Source organism: Photorhabdus sp. RM96S (assembly GCF_042879335.1).
In the GTDB taxonomy this organism is placed as follows: Bacteria; Pseudomonadota; Gammaproteobacteria; order Enterobacterales; family Enterobacteriaceae; genus Photorhabdus; species Photorhabdus kayaii.
On sequence record NZ_JBHFKT010000009.1, the window covers coordinates 131667 to 151374 of the forward strand.

17 protein-coding genes are annotated in these 19708 nt (G+C 41.0%); 12 read left to right on the plus strand and 5 right to left on the minus strand.

Features of this window, described 5'->3' with window-relative positions; translation table 11 throughout:
* Positions 1-3: 3 nt before the first annotated feature.
* Positions 4-1257 (minus strand): cysteine desulfurase CsdA, encoded by a 1254-nt coding sequence (gene csdA / locus ACGF49_RS07880; protein WP_387490454.1) that lies wholly within the window; start codon positions 1255-1257, stop codon positions 4-6.
* A 428-nt stretch (positions 1258-1685) separates the two neighbouring features.
* On the opposite strand from csdA, the gene ACGF49_RS07885 reads away from it, so the two are divergent.
* From ACGF49_RS07885 to rlmM, 3 genes are read left to right on the plus strand one after another with little or no spacing between them, the layout of a single operon-like run.
* Complete coding sequence (locus tag ACGF49_RS07885; RefSeq protein ID WP_112876495.1) at positions 1686-2606, plus strand: transcriptional regulator GcvA; 921 nt, start codon at positions 1686-1688, stop codon at positions 2604-2606.
* Positions 2607-2666: 60 nt separating this feature from the next.
* Positions 2667-3062 carry a DUF423 domain-containing protein gene (locus ACGF49_RS07890; protein WP_112876496.1) on the plus strand — a complete coding sequence of 132 codons (396 nt, stop codon included), beginning with the start codon at positions 2667-2669 and terminating at the stop codon, positions 3060-3062.
* On the plus strand, positions 3055-4155 hold the full coding sequence (gene rlmM / locus ACGF49_RS07895; protein ID WP_387490441.1) for a 23S rRNA (cytidine(2498)-2'-O)-methyltransferase RlmM: 1101 nt from the start codon (positions 3055-3057) through the stop codon (positions 4153-4155). The genes ACGF49_RS07890 and rlmM overlap by 8 nt, the downstream gene beginning before the upstream one ends.
* Positions 4156-4545: 390 nt before the next feature.
* Here the strand turns inward: rlmM and ACGF49_RS07900 are convergent, their stop codons facing one another.
* Positions 4546-4683, minus strand: coding sequence for a hypothetical protein (locus ACGF49_RS07900; protein WP_158536512.1), 138 nt, complete (start codon positions 4681-4683; stop codon positions 4546-4548).
* 752 nt (positions 4684-5435) lie between these two features.
* Between ACGF49_RS07900 and prtA the strand changes: the two genes are divergently transcribed.
* The 5 genes from prtA (at position 5436) to ACGF49_RS07925 (ending at position 11910) form a co-directional block, all read left to right on the plus strand.
* Positions 5436-6890: a serralysin gene (prtA, locus tag ACGF49_RS07905; RefSeq protein ID WP_267483517.1), complete on the plus strand. Its 1455-nt coding sequence runs from the start codon at positions 5436-5438 to the stop codon at positions 6888-6890.
* 53 nt (positions 6891-6943) lie between these two features.
* Positions 6944-7348: a protease inhibitor Inh/omp19 family protein gene (locus tag ACGF49_RS07910; RefSeq protein WP_113041577.1), complete on the plus strand. Its 405-nt coding sequence runs from the start codon at positions 6944-6946 to the stop codon at positions 7346-7348.
* A gap of 60 nt (positions 7349-7408) precedes the next feature.
* Complete coding sequence (locus ACGF49_RS07915; RefSeq protein ID WP_113041578.1) at positions 7409-9139, plus strand: type I secretion system permease/ATPase; 1731 nt, start codon at positions 7409-7411, stop codon at positions 9137-9139.
* A 66-nt stretch (positions 9140-9205) separates the two neighbouring features.
* A complete protein-coding gene (locus tag ACGF49_RS07920; RefSeq protein ID WP_191214784.1) occupies positions 9206-10534 on the plus strand; it encodes an HlyD family type I secretion periplasmic adaptor subunit in 1329 nt (442 codons plus the stop codon).
* Complete coding sequence (locus ACGF49_RS07925; protein ID WP_113041580.1) at positions 10534-11910, plus strand: TolC family outer membrane protein; 1377 nt, start codon at positions 10534-10536, stop codon at positions 11908-11910. The genes ACGF49_RS07920 and ACGF49_RS07925 overlap by 1 nt, the downstream gene beginning before the upstream one ends.
* Here the strand turns inward: ACGF49_RS07925 and xni are convergent.
* The 3 genes from xni to queF form a co-directional block, all read right to left on the minus strand.
* Positions 11907-12665: a flap endonuclease Xni gene (xni, locus tag ACGF49_RS07930; protein ID WP_113041581.1), complete on the minus strand. Its 759-nt coding sequence runs from the start codon at positions 12663-12665 to the stop codon at positions 11907-11909. The two genes, ACGF49_RS07925 and xni, sit on opposite strands and share 4 nt — an antisense overlap.
* Before the next feature lie 63 nt (positions 12666-12728).
* Positions 12729-14096: a nucleotide 5'-monophosphate nucleosidase PpnN gene (ppnN, locus tag ACGF49_RS07935; protein ID WP_113041582.1), complete on the minus strand. Its 1368-nt coding sequence runs from the start codon at positions 14094-14096 to the stop codon at positions 12729-12731.
* Between the two features lie 122 nt (positions 14097-14218).
* A complete protein-coding gene (gene queF, locus ACGF49_RS07940) occupies positions 14219-15067 on the minus strand; it encodes an NADPH-dependent 7-cyano-7-deazaguanine reductase QueF (protein WP_113041583.1) in 849 nt (282 codons plus the stop codon).
* 139 nt (positions 15068-15206) lie between these two features.
* Between queF and syd the strand changes: the two genes are divergently transcribed.
* The 4 genes from syd (at position 15207) to ACGF49_RS07960 (ending at position 19184) form a co-directional block, all read left to right on the plus strand.
* A complete protein-coding gene (syd, locus tag ACGF49_RS07945; RefSeq protein ID WP_349010579.1) occupies positions 15207-15761 on the plus strand; it encodes a SecY-interacting protein in 555 nt (184 codons plus the stop codon).
* Positions 15762-16283: 522 nt separating this feature from the next.
* Positions 16284-16616 (plus strand): YqcC family protein, encoded by a 333-nt coding sequence (locus ACGF49_RS07950; RefSeq protein ID WP_011145040.1) that lies wholly within the window; start codon positions 16284-16286, stop codon positions 16614-16616.
* Between the two features lies 1 nt (position 16617).
* Positions 16618-17364: a tRNA pseudouridine(65) synthase TruC gene (gene truC, locus ACGF49_RS07955; protein WP_113041585.1), complete on the plus strand. Its 747-nt coding sequence runs from the start codon at positions 16618-16620 to the stop codon at positions 17362-17364.
* A 608-nt stretch (positions 17365-17972) separates the two neighbouring features.
* Entirely contained in the window at positions 17973-19184 is a 1212-nt protein-coding gene (locus ACGF49_RS07960; protein ID WP_205068537.1) for an MFS transporter, read from the plus strand.
* The last annotated feature ends 524 nt before the right edge of the window (positions 19185-19708 follow it).

Here is a 19708-nt window from a genome sequence, read left to right on the forward strand (position 1 = left end):
AATTCATTCATCCTGTAATAGAGAAAGGCCAAATTTTACTGCCTGAATTAAAGCATCGGCATCCTGTTGGTTGTTGTAAGGCATAAAGGAGGCGCGCAAACAGCCGCTGATGCCTAACGCTTCGATCAAGGGTTGAGCGCAATGCTGACCGGAACGTAAAGCAATATTTTGTTCTGCCAGAATGGCGGCCAAATCACTGTGATGGATGTCGGTAAAATTAAAAGCCAATAAGCTGGAACCGGCAATGCGATAGCTGATAAATCCGGGTAAAGCGGAGAGTTGTGCTTCGGTATAATCAGCAAGTGCGACTGCATGGGTTTCGGCTTTGGCAATATCAATATCTTTCAACCATTCCAGCGTGGCAGAAAAACCAATAATACCTGCAACATTCGGTGTGCCCGCTTCAAACCGGAAAGGTACCGCTTCGGGTATAAAACCGCTGAATGAAGTGTGGGAAAGCATTTTTCCGCCACCTTGCCAAGGAGACATAGCATTAAGAAGCTCACTTTTGCCGTAAAGTATACCAACGCCGTTCGAACTATAGAGTTTATGAGCAGAGAATGCGTAGAAATCGATATCTGATTGTTGAACATCAATGGGATTATGAACAACGCCTTGGGCACCATCCACAACGACCAGGCAACCATGTTGGTGTGCTATTGCAGTTATTGCAGCGAGATCAACTGCTCCGCCAGTCACATTGGACATCTGGCTGATGGCTATCAATCGGGTGTGTTCGTTTAGCAGTTCAGGCAAAATGTTGATATCAGGCAATTTGTCATTGCCTAAAGGCCATTTAATAACCTTGGCACCGATTTGCTCTGCCAACATTAACCACGGTATCAGATTGGAATGGTGTTCCTGCTCACTCACGATAATTTCATCATCGGGCTGGAGATGAGGGCGGAAATAACTTTGAACAACTAGATTGAGGGATTCTGTTGTTCCTTTTGTCCAGATAATATTTTCAGCTTTTGGGGCGTTAATGAATTCAGCAACTCGTTGCCGGGCCTGTTCATAGCGGGATGTAATTTCCAGTGCTGCTTTGTGTTGGCTACGATGTACGGTAGCGCTACTGTTTCGATAATAATCTTGAGTTGCCTTTATCATGGCTTGTGGTTTGAGTGCAGTGGTTGCACTATCCAGAAATACCGTCTGTTGTTGTGATGGAAATTGTTGTGATGGAAATTGTTGTGATGGAAATTGTTGTAGCGCTGGAAATTGCTGGCGGAACTGTTCTGGTTCGAACTTTTTCATAGATGTATTAATTTTGTTTTGGTGGTGATGGGGCTTAACCATTTGTTTCTGGCTGAAAATGGATAGGTTATTACATGGAATAATATTGCCACGTTCCACGCCTTATGCCAAAAAAAAGCACCGCAACTGCGGTGCATTAAAAAATCACTATGGACAGACAGGGTAAATGTACAGAAAGTGAAAAAAACAGTAGCTTGAGCTACAGGGTCCGGTTTCCCAGACAACTTGCAAACACAACATCACAACCACAAAGCCAAAAGTTTCATAGCGTTAAGCTGATTCACTTTTCGTTCCGGCTTAGGAAGTGGCGCCACTATAGGGATTTACTGGTGTATCCTCAATGGACAATTTATAATGATTCGGATTACAAAAACTAATAACTAAATATAAAGAGTTACCGGTATCGCCAACATTACATAAGGGCTCACATGTCCAAACGTTTACCTCCACTTAATGCGTTGCGGGTTTTTGATGCCGCAGCGCGCCATTTAAGTTTTACTAAGGCGGCTGAAGAGTTATTTGTGACGCAGGCCGCAGTTAGCCACCAGATGAAAAGTCTGGAGGATTTTCTTGGATTGAAGTTGTTTCGTCGTCGCAATCGATCACTATTGTTGACTGAAGAAGGTCAAAGCTACTATCTGGACATTAAAGAGATATTCACGGCGATAAATGAAGCAACACGTAAACTTCAAGCTCGAAGTGCCAAAGGAGCTTTGACGGTTAGCCTTTCACCTAGCTTTGCTATCCAGTGGTTGGTTCCAAGGTTGTCCAGCTTTAATTTAGCTTATCCCGGCATTGATGTCAGAATACAGGCGGTAGACAGAGAAGAAGATAAGCTTGCTGATGATGTTGATGTTGCCATATTTTATGGTCGTGGAAATTGGCCGGGGTTACGCACTGATCGTCTTTACGCAGAATATTTGCTTCCCGTTTGTTCTCCTTCGTTATTGACTGGAGAAAATCCTTTGAAGACCCCCGCAGATTTGGCGCGTCATACGTTGTTACACGATTCTTCTCGTCGTGACTGGCAAGCGTATGTACGCCAGCTTGATATGCAGCAGCAGATAAATGTTCAGCAAGGACCGATATTTAGCCATAGTGCAATGGTGATCCAAGCCGCTGTTCATGGGCAAGGTATTGCACTGGCAAATAATGTCATGGCTCGGACTGAAATTGATGCGGGGCGCTTAGTTTGCCCATTTAATGATGTGTTAGTGAGTAAGAATGCATTTTACCTTGTTTGTCATGACAATCAGGCTGAATTGGGGAAAATTGCCGCATTCAGACAATGGGTTTTGGCACAGGCAGCCAGTGAGCAGGAGAAATTGGGCTTTATTACCAATGAGTAAGAGCGGAATAAGGCATTCGAGCTGTAAGAGCTCTCAGATAGAAGAAAAAGGAAGATAACAGTGAATAGTCGCTTAATGCTTATCTTTGCTGGCTTCAGTGGGTTTTTCTATGTGGCGTTTGGTGCTGTAGGGTCACATTTATTATCTCCGATGATGGAAAAATATCAGATAAGTTGGATTGATCTCGGTCTGCAATATCAGGGGATTCACACTCTGGCAATGATGGCGATGTCTGCCATGCTAATGCGTAAAGTTGTGCTCTGGTTTTACTGGAGTGGCGTTTTTTTTGCAGTAGGTATTTTGTTGTTTAGTGGCAGTCTCTATTGTATGGCTTTATTGCAGGTTAAATTTTTCGCTTATATTACGCCAGTTGGAGGATTTAGCTTTCTTATCGGCTGGTTTTTAGTATTAATTGGCGCTTTGCGTCTAAGGAAATCGGCGCTTCGCCATGAATAAAATTGCTTTATATTGCCGCCCTGGTTTTGAAAAAGAGTGTGCAGCAGAAATCACTGATAAGGCGGGTCAAAAAGAGATTTACGGTTTTGCCCGGGTGAAAGACAACAGTGGTTATGTCCTGTTTGAGTGTTATCAATATGAAGATGCCGATCGGCTGATTCGTGAGATCCCATTTCGGGAGCTGATTTTTGCCCGCCAGATGCTGATCGTGGGTGAATTATTGCGAGATTTACCTCCTGAAGATCGGATAAGCCCGATTGTCGGTATGCTGCATGGTGTCATTGAGCGTGCAGGTGAATTACGGGTTGAGGTGCCTGATACTAATGAAAGTAAAGAGTTATTAAAATTCTGTCGAAAATTTACTGTTCCGCTGCGTAATGCTATGCGTCAGGAAAAGATCTTGCAGATTCGGGAAAACGTTAATCGCCCGGTGATACACGTTTTCTTTATCGCTCCGGGTTGCTGTTATGTTGGTTATTCTTACAGTAACAATAATTCGCCATTTTATATGGGTATTCCTCGGTTGAAATTTCCTTCGGATGCACCAAGTCGTTCAACATTAAAACTGGAAGAAGCCTTTCATGTTTTTATCCCACATGACGAATGGGAAGAGCGGTTGGCTAGCGGTTTGTATGCGGTTGATTTAGGTGCATGCCCTGGTGGTTGGACTTACCAACTGGTGAAACGTAGTATGATGGTTCATGCGGTAGATAATGGCACGATGTCGAAAAGTTTGATGGATACGGGGCAAGTTAAACATCACAAAGTTGATGGTTTTAAGTTTGAGCCTTCGACAAAAAACATTTATTGGCTGGTATGCGACATGGTGGAAAAACCAGCAAAAGTGACGCAGTTAATGGCAGATTGGTTAGTTAATGGCTGGTGCCGGGAAGCTATTTTTAATCTTAAATTACCCATGAAAAAGCGTTATGAAGAAGTTGCTCATAATTTGCATAAAATGAACTTGCAATTAAAAGAGGGGGGTATAAATGCACAAATTCAGGCAAAACACCTTTATCATGACAGGGAAGAAATAACGGTTCATGTTCGTCGTATTTGGTCTGCTTATGCAGCTAGCCGGAATGATTACTGATTCACTATTGTTCATCATCATTCTGGAATAACTCATAAAATAAGATTTCCTAAATCGCCTCAGCTATATCCTGAGGCGTTTTTTTTCAGTATTGAATAGCATTATTGCATTTTATCTCTTATTACCGTGCGAAGTAAAATGAGTGTATTAGAATGATTTAATTAATTTTTTAGCTAAGAAAGTATTACATAATACTCTATGTGTGTGGTGATTATGATTTAATGTAACAATGAATATTGTATGATTTATGTCGTAAAATTGTTGATTTTTTTACTTCATTTAAGGTAAATATAAAAATAAATATATTATTATAAGCGTTTAATTAAACGTGAAATTAATGTGAAATAATTCAATAAATTAAGATTATAAAATGGAAAATAATGCAATAGATTATTTTTTAATTGGTTTTATTAATGTTTTAAATATGGGGTTTAATTGTAATGTTAAATATAAATAATGTTTATTTGATATATACCCGTCATCTTTCAAGCTGCCTCTTTGTTGGCTGTACTCACTCACCCCGGTCACATAGTTATCTATGCTCCCGGGGATTCGTTCCCTTGCCGTCGCGATGCAACTTGAAATCCATAGGGTATAGATTTAAATTGCTGTTTTATATTTAATATATTTATGAATTAACCAGCTATGTTGATATTATTATTTTATATTCAAAAACCAAAAATATAATTTAATTATATTATGATGGAGTGCTTTATAATAAATGAAATATTAACTACTCTGTGATATATGTTTTTTATTTATTTAATCAAGTTGTTATTAATTTATTGATTCGTTAATTTATTAATAATATATAGGTGTTTACTGATTTAGGGCCTTTTCATATGAGTCATATCGTTCAATATTGCAGTCAAAGGTGGTCGATTATTCTGATTTTGTCTATTTATATAACGGCTTGGGATAATCTCAGATTAAAATTATTAATAATAATGTTATAAATTTTTTAAAGTTTACTTCATAGATAGTTAGATAAATAGATAATTAATTCGTAAGAAAATACCGCTAAGAAATTAGCGGTATTTTTTTCGCCTTAAAGAGTTATGTTATATAAAACAATCGTTTATTTGTTTTATGTTATTTTTATCACGTTTATATTAAAAAAATATGTTAATTGCTTTTTACATAATTAACTTTAGTGTTACGTTTATGTGAAAGGGATTTTAGTTGTTAATTTGTATGACCAAGGGCGGTCTGTTGTTTTCAGGTTTTATTGACTTGTATTTAATTAAATAAAAAGAATTTTACATCTAAGTCCTGAATTTATGGAGAAATATATGTCTTTAAAGAAGAAAATTTCATACTCGGAAGACGTTAGCGGTTCAGAAAAAGCAAATGAGTTGCTGAAATGGTTACAGGCTTATATACCAGGTAAAGATTCTAATATTGTCGTTGAGCATGAGCCTAGTAAAGATGCTGCTAAAGAATTAATCCGGGGTGATTATCGTTGGGGGCATCAGGACGACGATAAATCTAACGCTTTCCAATTAAAGTATACTTTCCTGGAGAGTAAGCCGGATAATATGCCGTGGCATATTTCTGAATTTTCAGCATTTAATGAAGAACAAAAAGCGGCTGCAAAACTGTCAATACAATCTTGGGCTGATGTTGCTAATATTAATTTCGTTGAAACCACTGATGTCAAAGAGGCAAATATCACCTTTGGATTCTTTGATGTTAGCTTGACGGGGAGCTATGCGTTTGCTTATCTGCCAACCCCCGAGAAGACACAGATAGGAACTTGGTATAACGCGAAAAGCCGTACTTTCTTAAACAACGATATCGACGTGAATGGTTATGGCCGTCAGACGTTTACGCATGAAATTGGCCATACTCTAGGGTTGCAACATCCGGCTGATTATAATGCGTCTGATAAGGTCAGCCCGTCTTATAAGAACAGCGCTACTTATTTTGAAGATAGCCGTGCTTATACCATCATGAGTTATTTTGGTGAGAAAAATACGGGTCAGGACTTTAAAGGTATTTATTCTTCTGCACCCTTACTCAACGATATTTCTGCCATTCAGGCGGTATACGGCGCGAATAGTACCATCCGTGCTGATGACACAGTATATGGTTTTAATTCCAACACAGATCGTGACTTCTATACCGCAAAAGATGAGAACAGCAAACTGTTGTTCACCGCTTGGGATACAGGGGGTAATGATACGTTTGATTTCTCTGGTTTTACTCAGGATCAACGTATCAATCTGAATGAAGCTTCTTTCTCTGATGTCGGTGGGCTGAAAGGAAACGTCTCTATTGCCCGTGGTGTCACGATTGAAAATGCGATTGGTGGCAGTGGTAATGACGTTTTAATCGGGAATGATGCCGCCAATACTCTGAAAGGTGGCGCGGGTGATGACATCATTTACGGTGGCTTGGGAGCAGATAATCTTTGGGGTGGGGAAGGCAAAGATACCTTTGTCTACCTGAGTGCCAAGGAATCACCTCCTCTTGAGCGTGATTGGATCCATGACTTTGTTTCCGGTGAAGACAAGATTGATGTATCACTGTTTGATCTGGGTGACGCCGGGAAGGGTGGCGTTAAATTTGTAAGGGAATTCACGGGGGAAGTCGGAGAAGCTGTGCTTCGTTATAACACGGTTGATAAGGTGAATGATTTCGCCATTAATTTGGGCGGTAAATTTTCCTACGATGATTTTTGGGTGAAGATTGTTGGAGAACCCATATTAGAGTCTGATTTCATCCTTTCGTAACACAACAACACAACCGCATCTGACTTAGATGCGGTTATTTGTTTGGAGGCGGCATGGTTTTTGCAGCTTGGTATCTGAAATTTGCATTCTTTGTTGCTCTGACATTCAGCATTAGCGGAGGAAGTATGGCTGGTAGTCTTGATCTCCCACACGCGAGTGAATTGAAAGGCGTGTGGCAATTGTCGGATAAACATCAACAATGCGATGTGTTATTGACTGACCATCCCTTACCAGAGGGATCAATTTGGTCACTTAATGGTAATAACGATTGTTTAGCGTATATGTTTGGCGAAGTGCCTGCCGGTTGGCGGCCAACTCCAGATGGACTCACAATTACTGATGAACAGGGGAGTGGTTTGGCTTTTTTTGCTCATGAGCCAGATGGTTGGTTTGCCCGCTTTGCCGATGGTCGGGAATTAATGATAAAGCCCAATAAGACTAATAAGAAAAATGAATAAGAAAGGAAACATTAACATCAGATAGTTATATTTTTAAAAAAATAAAAATAAGGAAATAGTGTGAAACTACTGCTCCCGAAGGATGAAATTACTGATGTCATTCGTGCTCGTAGCCGGGTATTCTGGGCTATCGGGTTGTTCACTGCTTTTATTAACTTGCTGATGTTAGTTCCGTCTGTTTATATGTTGCAGGTTTATGACAGAGTATTGCCGTCGGGCAATGAAATCACTTTGCTGATGTTGACTCTGATTACCCTCGGCATGTTTGCCATGATGGGAATGCTGGAATATATCCGTAGCATGATTGTTATCCGTATTGGCAGCCAGCTTGATATGAAGCTGAATAACCGGGTTTATACCGCATCTTATGAATCGAATCTGAAAAATGGCACTACTGATGCTGGTCAGATGCTCAATGACTTGGCCAATATCCGCCAGTTTTTGACGGGTAACGCCTTGTTTGCCTTTTTTGATGCCCCTTGGTTTCCAATCTATCTGCTCGTTATTTTTCTTTTTAACCCCTGGCTTGGTCTGTTGTCACTGGGCGGTGCACTGGTATTGATTGCCTTGGCTGTATTGAATCAGTGGTTATCAAGTCAGCCGTTATCCGAAGCCAGTAAACTCTCTCTACGTTCAGCAAGTCTTGCTAGCACTAATTTACGTAATGCCGAAGTCATAGAGGCGTTAGGTATGTTGCCGGTGCTACGTCGGAGATGGTTTGGATTACATGAGCGTTTCCTGGATTTCCAGCGCATTGCTAGTGAGCGGGCTTCAGTGATTAATTCAGTCACTAAAACAGTGCGTTTGGCTTTGCAGTCACTGATCCTTGGATTAGGGGGCTGGTTAGCGATTGGTGGGCATATTACGCCGGGTATGATGATTGCGGCTTCAATTTTGATGGGACGTGCACTTTCACCGATTGAGCAACTGATTCAAGCCTGGAAAGGCTGGAGTGGTGCTCGTTTGTCATGGCAACGGTTAACCAACCTGTTGGAACAACAACCGGAACGTAAACCGGGAATGTCATTGCCGGCGCCAAAAGGAAGTTTAGCCGTGGATAAAGTTTCCGCAGCGCCGCCGGGAAGAAACAGTAAGGTTGTTTTACAGGATATTAGCTTTTCGTTGGATGCCGGTGATGTGATGGGATTAATTGGTCCCAGTGCGTCTGGGAAATCGACTCTTGCCCGGTTACTGGTTGGAATATGGCCGGCACAGGAAGGCGTTGTTCGTCTGGATAATGCAGATATTTATCAGTGGAATAAAGATGAACTGGGCTCCTCAATCGGTTATTTACCGCAAGATATTGAGTTGTTTGGTGGCACTATTGCTGAAAATATTGCTCGTTTTAATGAAGTGGAGCCAGAAAAGGTGGTACAGGCGGCAAGGAAAGCGGGCGTTCATGAGCTGATATTAGCACTTGATAAGGGCTATGACACCGTGATTGGTGCTGGCGGAGTTGGATTATCTGGTGGGCAGAAACAGCGAATTGGCCTTGCTCGTGCATTATATGACGAGCCGTCATTGGTCGTGTTGGATGAGCCTAATTCTAGCTTGGATGAGGCAGGGGAAAGAGCATTGAATGAGGCGATTTTTCAGTTAAAAGCACAAGGAAAGACAGTGATTGTGATTACTCACCGCACCTCATTGCTATCACAGACAAACAAAATATTGCTACTGGTTCAGGGGAAAATGAAGATGTTCGGTTCATCTCAACAGGTGATGGCCGCTTTATCACAAAGGAATAATAGTCAGGAACATTCTGCGACTAAGGCAGTCCCACAGGCATCATAGGTAAATGTGCATTTAATGATAATAATATCAAATAGCTGAGACGGAGATTTCTGTCCGGGAGTGGATATGTCTGATCAGATTACGCCGGTAAGAGATGAAAAAGGATTGTTGCCTTTGGAAGAAAGGCATTTTTTACGACTAGGATGGTTAGTGATTGGTGTGGGGATACTGGGATTTCTCATTTGGGCCGCGTTAGCACCGTTGGATAAAGGGGTTGCATCTTCAGGTGTGGTGGTTGTGGATGGTAATCGTAAAACAGTTCAGGCCCCGGCAAGCGGTATCATCAGCCAGATTAAGGTTGTTGAAGGAGAAACAATAAAAGCGGGTCAGACACTCGTCCAGCTCAGTCAGGTGCAGGCAAAGGCACAGGTCGATGCACTTCAAGATCAACTGTATACCACGCTGGCAACGGAAGCCCGTTTATTAGCCGAACAGCATGGTGATGAAGCGTTAATTTTCCCCGACATATTACAGCAATTACAATCTGAACCACGGGTGAATGAGATTATCGAACTGCAAAAACAACTTTTTGTATCACGCCGTGAAGTACTGAGAAGCGACTTGGCAGGGCTTGAGCAATCTGTCGAAGGAATAGATTTCCAAATTAAAGGGCTGAAATCTTCTTTTCTCAGTAAACGCATGCAGCAGGCGGCGCTTAAAGAGCAAATAACTAATCTGAAATCTTTAGCGGATGAGGGCTATTTTCCGCGTAATCGTTATCTGGAACTTCTGCGTGAGCAGGCTGAACTCAACAGCAGCATAGCGGAAATGGAAGGACGAGCGGGTCAGCTTGAAAAGCAATTACAGGAAACACAGCAGCGTATTATTCAGCGCAAAGCAGACTATCAGCGGGAAGTGCGCACACAATTAGCAGAGGTGCAGGTCTCTGCCAGTGAATATAGAAATAAGCTAGATACAGCCCAGTTTGAACTGACTCATACTTCAATTGTTGCGCCGGTTGACGGCACGGTGGTGGGATTAAATATTTTTACCCAAGGTGGGGTTGTTGCTCCTGGCGAAAAACTAATGGAAATTCTGCCGGACCAGATGGCGTTTGAAGTGGAAACTCGTGTTGCGGTTAATTTGGCAGATAAGATTAGTAAAGGGTTGAATGTGGATCTGATGTTCACCGCTTTTAACCAGAATCGGACGCCAAAAGTTGAAGGAAAAGTTGCCGTGATTTCCGCAGATAGGTTGGTCGATCCAGCAACCAGTCAACCTTATTATCAGATGAGAGTGGTTGTCTCTCCTGAGGGAATGGAAAAACTGAAAGGGTTGGATATCAGGCCAGGGATGCCGGTTGAGGTCTTTGTCAAAACGGGTTCCCGCTCTCTGTTAAGTTATCTGTTTAAGCCATTGTTGGATCGGGCTTCAACATCGTTGATAGAGGAGTGATGATGAAACTGAATAATGCTTCTTTATCAAGTGGTTTGCTGATTTTTTTCTGTGTCGGCTTGTTCTCTTTTCCTGCATGGGCATTGAGTTTGACTGAAGCCTATGCGCTGGCGTTAGAAAATGATCCTACTTTTCTTGCCGCAGCGAAAGAGCGGGAAGGCGGTGAAGAGTATGAAAAGCTCGGCAGAGCTGACTTGTTACCTAAAGTAATAATGTCTTACCAAAATTCACCGCGGAATTGGCAACATATGGAGTCTGTTGGGTATGACTTCTGGGGTAGGAAGACAACTAGCAGTCGGGATCGCCAATATAGCAGTTATAACGCGGCTGTTGTGTTGACTCAGCCGTTGATCGATTTTGAAATATGGGCTCGTTATAAAGCCAGTCAAGCTCACACCTTGATGAGTAATGAGCGTTTTCGGGCAGATTTTCAGCAATTGGCTGTTCGGGTCGTGAATGCTTACGTAGATGTGGCTTATGCACAGGATCAGATTGATTTAGTCATACGGCAGAAAATGGCTTATGAAAAACAACTGGAACTGAATAAAAAGTTGTTTATTTCTGGTGAAGGGACACGTACTGATGTGGTGGAAACACAATCTCGTTACAGTCAGGCGATTGCTGATGAGATAGCAGCTAAAGACGATTTGGATGCGGCAATCCGAAGTTTACAGCTCATTGTGGGTGTCTCTCTCCCTGTTGATTTACCGGTGCAACGGTTGTCAAATAAAAAACGATTCCAGATATTGAAGTTGTTACCTGAACGTTATGAGGCGTGGGAAGAATTGGCATTAGCCAACAATCCGGTCCTGGCCGCTTCGCGTCAGGAGGTGAAAGCCGCGTACCATGAAGTACAGCGTAATCGGGCAGGCTATTTACCTAAGCTGGAGTTTTATGCTTCCCATTCTGAAAACGAATCCAGCAGCGATAATACCGTAGATCAAAAATATCGAACCGATACCATTGGCTTACGGATGAGCATGAATATCTATAATGGTGGTGCTACGTCTGCCTCTGTACGTCAGGCGGCGGCCAACTATGGCAAGACTAAATATGATCTTGATGCTCAGGCTGGAGAAGTCCTCAATGCATTACGCCGCAATTATAATCAGTACTTAAATAGTGAAAAACGGATTAGTGCTTATGAAATGGCGGTTGAATCAGCTAGCTTACAGGTAGATGCGACCAGTAAAAGTGTTGCGCTTGGGCAGCGGGTTAATGTGGATGTCTTGAATGCTGAACAGCAGTTATATACTGCTCGACGCGATCTCTCACAAGCAAAATATAATTATATTAAGGCTTGGATCGGCCTGCTTAGTGAGGCCGGAGAATTAAAAGGCGAACATCTGGATAAGATAGCGAAGTATTTTCGTTAGGTTGCTGTTGTCAGCCGGAGTTGTTGCAGATTACCATTTAAAGCCAGATCGGTACGTAATGATGCAACTTCCCGGCTGATAAACGCCATTTCTTGATTTGATTCTAGTTTATTGCGCCATTTATCGGGTTGTTGGTCGAGGTTCTGGAACAGATTATCCAGTGTACCGGCCTGCTGCAGTAAAGTGGCAGCGGTTTTCGGCCCGATCCCCTGAATCCCCGGAATTTTACTGCTACTTATCCCCGCCAGCCCCCAATAATCAGGCAGTTGTTCTGGTAAAACGCCAAACTCTTGTTGAACAAATGGCATATCCAACCAGCGTTTCTGGAAGTAGTCACGGATACGGATATTGGGTGAAAGTAATTGGCAATAACCTTTATCAGTAGAAACAATCGTCACGTTGTGACCAGCGGAAGTCACTTTTACGGCTAGTGTTGCTGCCAGATCATCAGCTTCATGCCCTTTGGCATGCCAGCAGGTGACCCCTTGTTGTTCAAATGATGCTCTGATTTGTGGCATTTCTTGTTGCAGATTGTCAGGCATGGGCGAACGGCCGGCTTTGTAGTCAGGTAATATCTGGTGACGCCAACTGTGACTGCGATTCTCTTCATCGAATACTGCAACGGCATGCGTGGGATGAGTATGTTGGATAAGTTGCCGTAGCGCATGTTCACAAGCAGGAATGCATGGACTACCCTGTACAGCATGAATGCGTCGGATAAGGTTAAGAGCGTCAACAATGAGAAGGTGTATCATATGGGATCACTTTAAATAGCATAATGCTCCATCCGTGGAGCGCAGGTATTTTTTCAGGTAATTTTATTTGATGATTTCGTAGCAAGGTTCGTAGGCAGTACCTCCCGGTAGTTTCATTCGGTACTGTTCCACAAAGTCTTTCAGTAGCTTATCCATATGGCGCATTATCCTAGCATCACCGTGGATTTTGAATGGACCCTGTTTTTCAATCGCTTGAATACCTACCTCTTTTACATTGCCTGCAACAATTCCAGAAAAAGCCCGGCGTAGTGATGCTGCCAGTTTTTCAGGGGGTTGATCAGGATAGAGATTAAGATCCGCCATGTTTTCATGAGATGGTTCAAACGGCTGTTGCAAATCATAATTGATTTTCATTGACCAATTAAAACTATATGCATCACCGGTACTGTGGCGGCTATCTCTCACTAATGGCATCGCTTCTTTCATTATTCTGGCAACTTCAGGCGCATTATCAATGATAATGTGATAGTAGCGTCGTATATCTTCGCCCAATGTATGAACAATAAATTCGTCCAGAACCTGGAAATAGTTTTCACTCTCTTTCGGTCCGGTAAGAATCAATGGCAGTATTTGCTCCTGATTTTCTGGATTCATCAGAATACCTAGCAAATAAAGCAATTCTTCTGCTGTACCGACACCTCCTGGAAAAATAACGATACCATGAGCGATACGAACAAAAGCTTCCAGACGTTTTTCGATGTCTGGCATGATAATCAACTCGTTCACTAATGGATTTGGGGGTTCAGCCGCAATGATTGATGGCTCGGTAATACCAATAAAACGGCTATTTTTGTAATTCTGTTGGGCATGGCCGACAGCCGCACCTTTCATCGGTGCTTCCATTGCTCCGGGACCACAGCCGGTACAGATATTCAGTCCACGTAACCCAAGCTGATTACCGACTTTACGGCCATACTGATACTCTTGCTTACTAATTGAGTGGCCTCCCCAACAGACGATCATGTTGAGATCTTCATCGGTATGCAGTGCTCTGGCGTGGCGCAGAATAGAGAATATTCTGTTGGTGATATGCGCGCTATGCTCTGAATCGGAATAATCCTGTTGTTCTGGATCGGTAATCTGTGTATGAACAAACAAGATATCCCGCAGCACTGCGAACAGGTTAGCTTGTAGTGAATGAATAATTTTTCCATCAACGAATGCATCTTCTGGTGGATCCACCAGTTCCAGTTTTACTCCGCGCTCACGGCGCAATACGTTAATCTCAAAATCGGTGTATTTAGAGAGCAGCTCTTTGCTATTATCGGTTTGGCTACCTGAATTGAGCACGGCCAGTGAGCAATTACGGAACAGGCGATACAGATCACTTTTTGCGGTACTCTTTAGCATATCTACTTCAAGTTGAGATAATAAATCCATCGAGCCGAGTGGGTTGATATGTGTGATCAAGAATGACTCCTTGTATACCGTGTATGGATTACATATCAATATCACTAAACTGAATGTATTACATGCCCTATTTCAGCTTATTTTTCACGAATTGCGTTTAGGAAAGCAGATTTAGAACGGATTTATTGACGTGCCAATCTGCCTGTTTCTGGAACAAAGCCTTCACTATTTGTACGCCACGGATTGATATCTAATCCCCCACGACGGGTATAACGAGCGTAGACTGAGAGCTTTTCTGGTGCACATAATTGTTGTAAATCGCTGAAGATACGCTCGACACATTGCTCGTGAAACTCATTGTGATGCCGGAATGATATCAAGTAACGTAACAATGCTTCCCGATTGATTTTTAACCCTTTGTAGTGAATCTGGACAGATCCCCAGTCAGGTTGATGAGTGATCAGGCAATTAGATTTCAGCAGATGGCTAACCAAAACTTCTTCTACCAGCGGGCCTTGTGCTGCATCTTGCAGATAATGACGATTGAAATCATATTCAGTCACTTCAATGTCCTGATCGTCAATACATTCACCTGTAAAAGCGGAGATTGGCTGGTTATTGAAATGATCTAAGTGATAGAGTGACACTTCCACCTTGCCTTCAGCACAAGCAGCCAGATCGCGCTGTAGTGTTTCTTCGACGGCTTGCCAGTTTTCAAAACGAGTTTGGTTAAAGCTGTTCAGATAGAGCTTAAAACTTTTAGATTCAATCAGGTTTTTACTTATTGCATTTAAACTAACATGTCCGATAGCAACTTGTGGCAAACCGCGGCTATTCAGCCATGATAGTTCATACAGTGTCCAGATATCAGCGCCATGAAATGGCAAATTATCAGGGAAAATTTCCAGCGGTTCACGGTTCATATTACGGGGTACAGCTTGCAATAAGCTGGCATCATATTGGTCACGATATAAAGTGGTTTTACCCAGAGTAAGTTGCTCAAGAGCTTGGTGATCCCGATATAACGACATGTTATTCCTCAAAATCTGATAATAGTGGTTGCTTAAGTTTAGCAAGTTAGCGCGTTTGTCTGAATTTTATTTGTTCGCTCATTTTTGGTTTACTATAAAATTGCTAAGTACACCCTAACAGTTACTGGTTGAAAATAATATGATTTCTAATGTTACAGAAGCGTTGTCTAATTTTACCCGTTGTTATGTTGATTTGTGGCAGAAGGAAACCGGAACCCCTCCTGCAAGCCGTGAACTTTATGGTGTACCATCACCTTGTATTACCCAAACTGGTGACAACGAAGTTTATTGGCTTCCTCAGCCTTTTCCTTTAGAGGATAAGCTGAATAGCGTCGAAGTTGCACTGGATATACAATTGCAGCCAGCAATTCATGATTTTTATACATCACAATTGGCCGGTGATATGACGGTAACGTTTGAAGGTCAACGGCTTAGTTTGATTCAGGTTTGGAGTGAGGATGACTTTATCCGTTTACAGGAAAACTTGATAGGACATTTAGTGACACAGAAACGGCTGAAACTGTCGCCAACGGCGTTTATTGCGACGATGGAATCAGATGATATGGGTGTCATTTCTCTGTGTAATTTGACCGGTGAAGTGATCTTGGAACAGTTTGGCAGTCATAAACGAAAGCGCTTATTTACCGACTTAATTGGGTTTCTTGGCGCAATTGAACCTGCCTTTATGCGTTAGGCCCCGATTTTTAACGCTGCCTTTGTGAGATATCTCTTACACTTCATGTAAGAGATATCATTGTTTACTTTTGTAAGTTTCACATTAGTTTATTATTTTCATTTTATTTCAATAGTCTATAAATAATCACAGATTTTATTCTTTGCCCTGACTTACTAGTTCCATTATGTGTAGCTTGTTTCATCGAACGAATTAATTCATTCTGTCCTCAGCAGGAAAGGAATCATTGCGCACAATTTCTCAAGGACAGATGAGTGATGATGGTCAGGATGACAAATGCATAACAGGATCGTATGCAACATAAATAAAATGATGGGTAACGGATAACCAACTAGGGACAATTTGTCAAGGAGTGAGCAGGGAGCATATTATTAGCGGGACTGCTATAAAATCAACTTAAGGGGAGCGCTTGTGCGCTCCCTTCTCTTATTTGGTGGAGCAAGCAAATTTTCAGCTAAGGGGGATCGATGGTATTCTTGCGGGCTTGGTTGTTTTGAATAAAAATTGAGTCAGGCTGAAAATATGAGTACTGCAAAACAAATTCTGCATAAATTACAGTTAATTGAAGAAGCCATGAGGGAAATTGACCTGTGGCAGAGTCATCCGCCTAAACCGGAAGCTTTCGAAAGTGTTGAGCCGTTTTCCATTGATCGGATGTTAGCTGAAGAGTGGTTGCAGTGGGTATTGATTCCGAGAATGTATGCATTGTTGGAGCAGGGATTGGCGTTGCCTACGGCATTTGCTATCGCGCCTTACTTTGAGGAGTCTTATAAAGAAGATACTACCGGGCGTTACCAGCAACTGTTTGAACATCTTCGTGCGTTGGATCGCTTATTTATGCAGGATAACGTCTGATATGTTGGAAGTGTTATACCAGGATGATCATATTGTGGCAGTTAACAAGCCAGCGGGGTGGTTAGTTCATCGTAGCTGGTTGGCGCGTCATGAAACGGTCTTTGTTATGCAGACATTGCGTGATCAGATTGGTCAGCATGTTTTCCCGGTACACCGTCTGGATAGACCGACGTCAGGCGTATTGCTGATGGCGCTTTCCAGCGATGTTGCCCGTCAGCTCTCTCAACAGTTTGAACATCATCAGTTACAAAAAACTTATCACGCCGTCGTGCGCGGTTATGTGTTGGAATCAGCTATTATTGATTACCCTCTGGTTGAGGAGCTGGATAAGATCGCGGATAAATTTGCAGAGGGTGATAAAGAGGCTCAACCCAGTGTGACTTATTACCGACCACTGGCAACGGTGGAGTGTCCGGTAGAAATAGGTCGTTATCCTACATCACGTTTTAGTTTGTTGGAATTGACACCGAAAACAGGCCGAAAACATCAATTAAGACGCCATATGGCACATATTCGTCACCCCATTATTGGTGATACAACGCATGGCGATTTACGGCAAAACAGAGGGGTTGCTGCTCATTATCAAACCAGTCGGTTGATGCTTCATGCCAGTTGTCTTGAGTTGAATCATCCTGTTACGGGTGAGAAATTATCGCTTACGGCAAAATGGGATGTATCATGGCAGCGTTTAATACAACAATTTGGCTGGCAAGGTATTATCCCCGATTTGGAATATGATAGTCATTAGCGAAAGCCTTCGTTAACCCTTGTCCAATGGGGGCTACGTTATAAGGATAAAAGCCCGATAGGGTTTTTAATACAGTTGAAATTCTGGCTTGTATATGATCTGACTTTGAATATGCTTCGTGCGGAAACAACAAAAAAGCTAGTACTACAGCCGTACTTACTTTTTTCAACAGAAAAGACACCCACAGAAAAGCTTAATTCATGCGGTTTCTCAGAGTTGTGAGCATCAAGGAAAATGCAACTTTCTGGTATCTACGGCTGTAGTACTAGTATTCGCATATTACGTTAGTATTTAAATAAAAAATGGATTTAAATATTATTTTCGGAAATATTTTTGTTCTATTTGAAAAAAGATGTTTTTTCCATAAAGGTGAATATAACTTTTTGAAAGTTATGAATAAAATAAAATTTTAGAAAGAATAAAAATGTAAATAAATGTAAAGACAGTTTAGTTTTAAACTGAAAAATAATACAAATCCTCTGAACCAAATTGGTCTTTATTATATTAACTATATTAGAGTAGGAAGATGACATATATTAAGGAAATTAAGCTTGAGCAAAGTGAATCTACCGTGATTTTTTATAAAGATCTTCTAGGATAGTTAATTCGTGATAAATCAAAATATTGAAAGTTATAAATGGACAGTGTTATTTATAGCTACGATAACGCAAGCATGTGCGTGTTTTTTTGTTCAAGGGATAGGTTCTATCGCGCCATTGTTGCAACAACAGATGTCGTTATCTGCATTCCAAATTGGGTTACTGGTCTCGTCTGCTCAACTTGCACCATTAGTTGGTTTACTAGTAGTTGGAGAATTACTTGATAGGTTTAATGAAAAGTACGTGGTAAGTATAGGTGTTTTCTTAGTTGGAATGACTCTATGTTTTACCCTATTTTTTGATAACTATTATGCGATTCTCATACTCTTATTTATTCTTGGGATTGGATATAGCTCTGCGCAACCAGGTGGAGCCAAATCCGTTTCTAATTGGTTTCCAAAAAGTCAGTTAGGTTTTGCTATGGGGATTAGACAAGCAGGATTACCTTTAGGAGGGGCTTTAGCGAGTTTAATCCTACCATTTTTGGCAATACGTTTTAATTGGCATTTTGCTTTCTTTGCTAGTGGATGCATTGCTATTTTTGGGGCTACACTCTTTTTTATCTTTTATAAAGATAAAGATCCTAGAGCAAAGCAAGTACGGAACATTAATATTATATCGACTATCCGAAATAAAATATTAATGGTTAAAGAACCTGCGATGTTTAATATTATGTTGTCTGGGGCTTGTTTAACAGCCGTTCAATATAGTGTGGTTATTTATCTAATTTCTTATTTTTATGAAGAGCTAAAAATTTCGCCATCTATAGGTGCAACTTTATTATTTTCAGCTCTTGTCTCTGGGGGTGTAGGAAGAATAGCCTTAGCTGCTTGGAGTGACAGAACAAAAACAAATAGATATTTTCAAGTATTATGTTGCTTATTTTGTTCTTTAATTGGAGTCACGATTTTATTTTTTATTAAAACTGATAGTTATTATTTTTTATTCTCATTAATGATCTTACTTGGTTTCTTTGGAGTAGGTTGGTATGGCCCTTGGGTCGCTTATATAGCAGATACAGCTCCTAAAGATAGGATGGGATTTGCTTTAGGTTTGGCTATGACTGCTAACCAAGTCTCTGTGATTGTTATTGCGCCATTAGTAGGGATATTAAGAGATATTACAGGTAGCTATAATTTAAGTTGGATATTATTGATGCTTTTTACTTTCTTTACTTTACTCAGTACTTACTTTAGAAATAAAAAGGTATTAGCAAGCTAATATAGGGTATGATTATTATATCTTTACTGCTTATTATCAATGCTTTTATAAAAAGCACTTTAGGGTGCTTTTTATCTTTCATAATTACTAAGATAAGCATTTGTAATAGCGTATCTTTCAATTGTGTGGTATCTATATCATCCTCATCACTTGGCATAAAATAAATATTTTCTGTAAGTATATAAATATTTGAATTTTTCAGATGATATAATTGAAGCCCCTTATTGATTGTAGTCTAAAATGATGCAAAATCAGCGTTGAAAACTATGAATGTTTCTTCTATTGAAAAAGGAAGTTAGACTGTATTATTAGTCAGTGCGGTTGATTTTTGTTCGTGTGAAATACCCATCATTATTATGTCTCTTCATTGCGCAATAATTTTTTTAATATAATAATTATGTTGGATTTATTGTTTTTTTAGAGTTAATGGTAAAGTGAAAAATAGTCGAAATAACTATTGAAGAAATTAGTAATATTGTAAATCCAGAAATGATGTCTTCAACGCCAACACCTAAATAAATAGT

What these genes read in the sequence shown, in the direction of transcription:
- prtA (WP_267483517.1), top strand. Translation starts at nt 5,436, where the DNA reads ATGGAGAAATATATGTCTTTAAAGAAGAAAATTTCATACTCGGAAGAC.
- csdA (WP_387490454.1), bottom strand. Translation starts at nt 1,257, where the DNA reads ATGAAAAAGTTCGAACCAGAACAGTTCCGCCAGCAATTTCCAGCGCTA.
- ACGF49_RS07920 (WP_191214784.1), top strand. Translation starts at nt 9,206, where the DNA reads ATGTCTGATCAGATTACGCCGGTAAGAGATGAAAAAGGATTGTTGCCT.
- rlmM (WP_387490441.1), top strand. Translation starts at nt 3,055, where the DNA reads ATGAATAAAATTGCTTTATATTGCCGCCCTGGTTTTGAAAAAGAGTGT.
- queF (WP_113041583.1), bottom strand. Translation starts at nt 15,067, where the DNA reads ATGTCGTTATATCGGGATCACCAAGCTCTTGAGCAACTTACTCTGGGT.
- ACGF49_RS07910 (WP_113041577.1), top strand. Translation starts at nt 6,944, where the DNA reads ATGGTTTTTGCAGCTTGGTATCTGAAATTTGCATTCTTTGTTGCTCTG.
- ACGF49_RS07950 (WP_011145040.1), top strand. Translation starts at nt 16,284, where the DNA reads ATGAGTACTGCAAAACAAATTCTGCATAAATTACAGTTAATTGAAGAA.
- syd (WP_349010579.1), top strand. Translation starts at nt 15,207, where the DNA reads ATGATTTCTAATGTTACAGAAGCGTTGTCTAATTTTACCCGTTGTTAT.
- ACGF49_RS07925 (WP_113041580.1), top strand. Translation starts at nt 10,534, where the DNA reads ATGATGAAACTGAATAATGCTTCTTTATCAAGTGGTTTGCTGATTTTT.
- truC (WP_113041585.1), top strand. Translation starts at nt 16,618, where the DNA reads ATGTTGGAAGTGTTATACCAGGATGATCATATTGTGGCAGTTAACAAG.
- xni (WP_113041581.1), bottom strand. Translation starts at nt 12,665, where the DNA reads ATGATACACCTTCTCATTGTTGACGCTCTTAACCTTATCCGACGCATT.
- ACGF49_RS07885 (WP_112876495.1), top strand. Translation starts at nt 1,686, where the DNA reads ATGTCCAAACGTTTACCTCCACTTAATGCGTTGCGGGTTTTTGATGCC.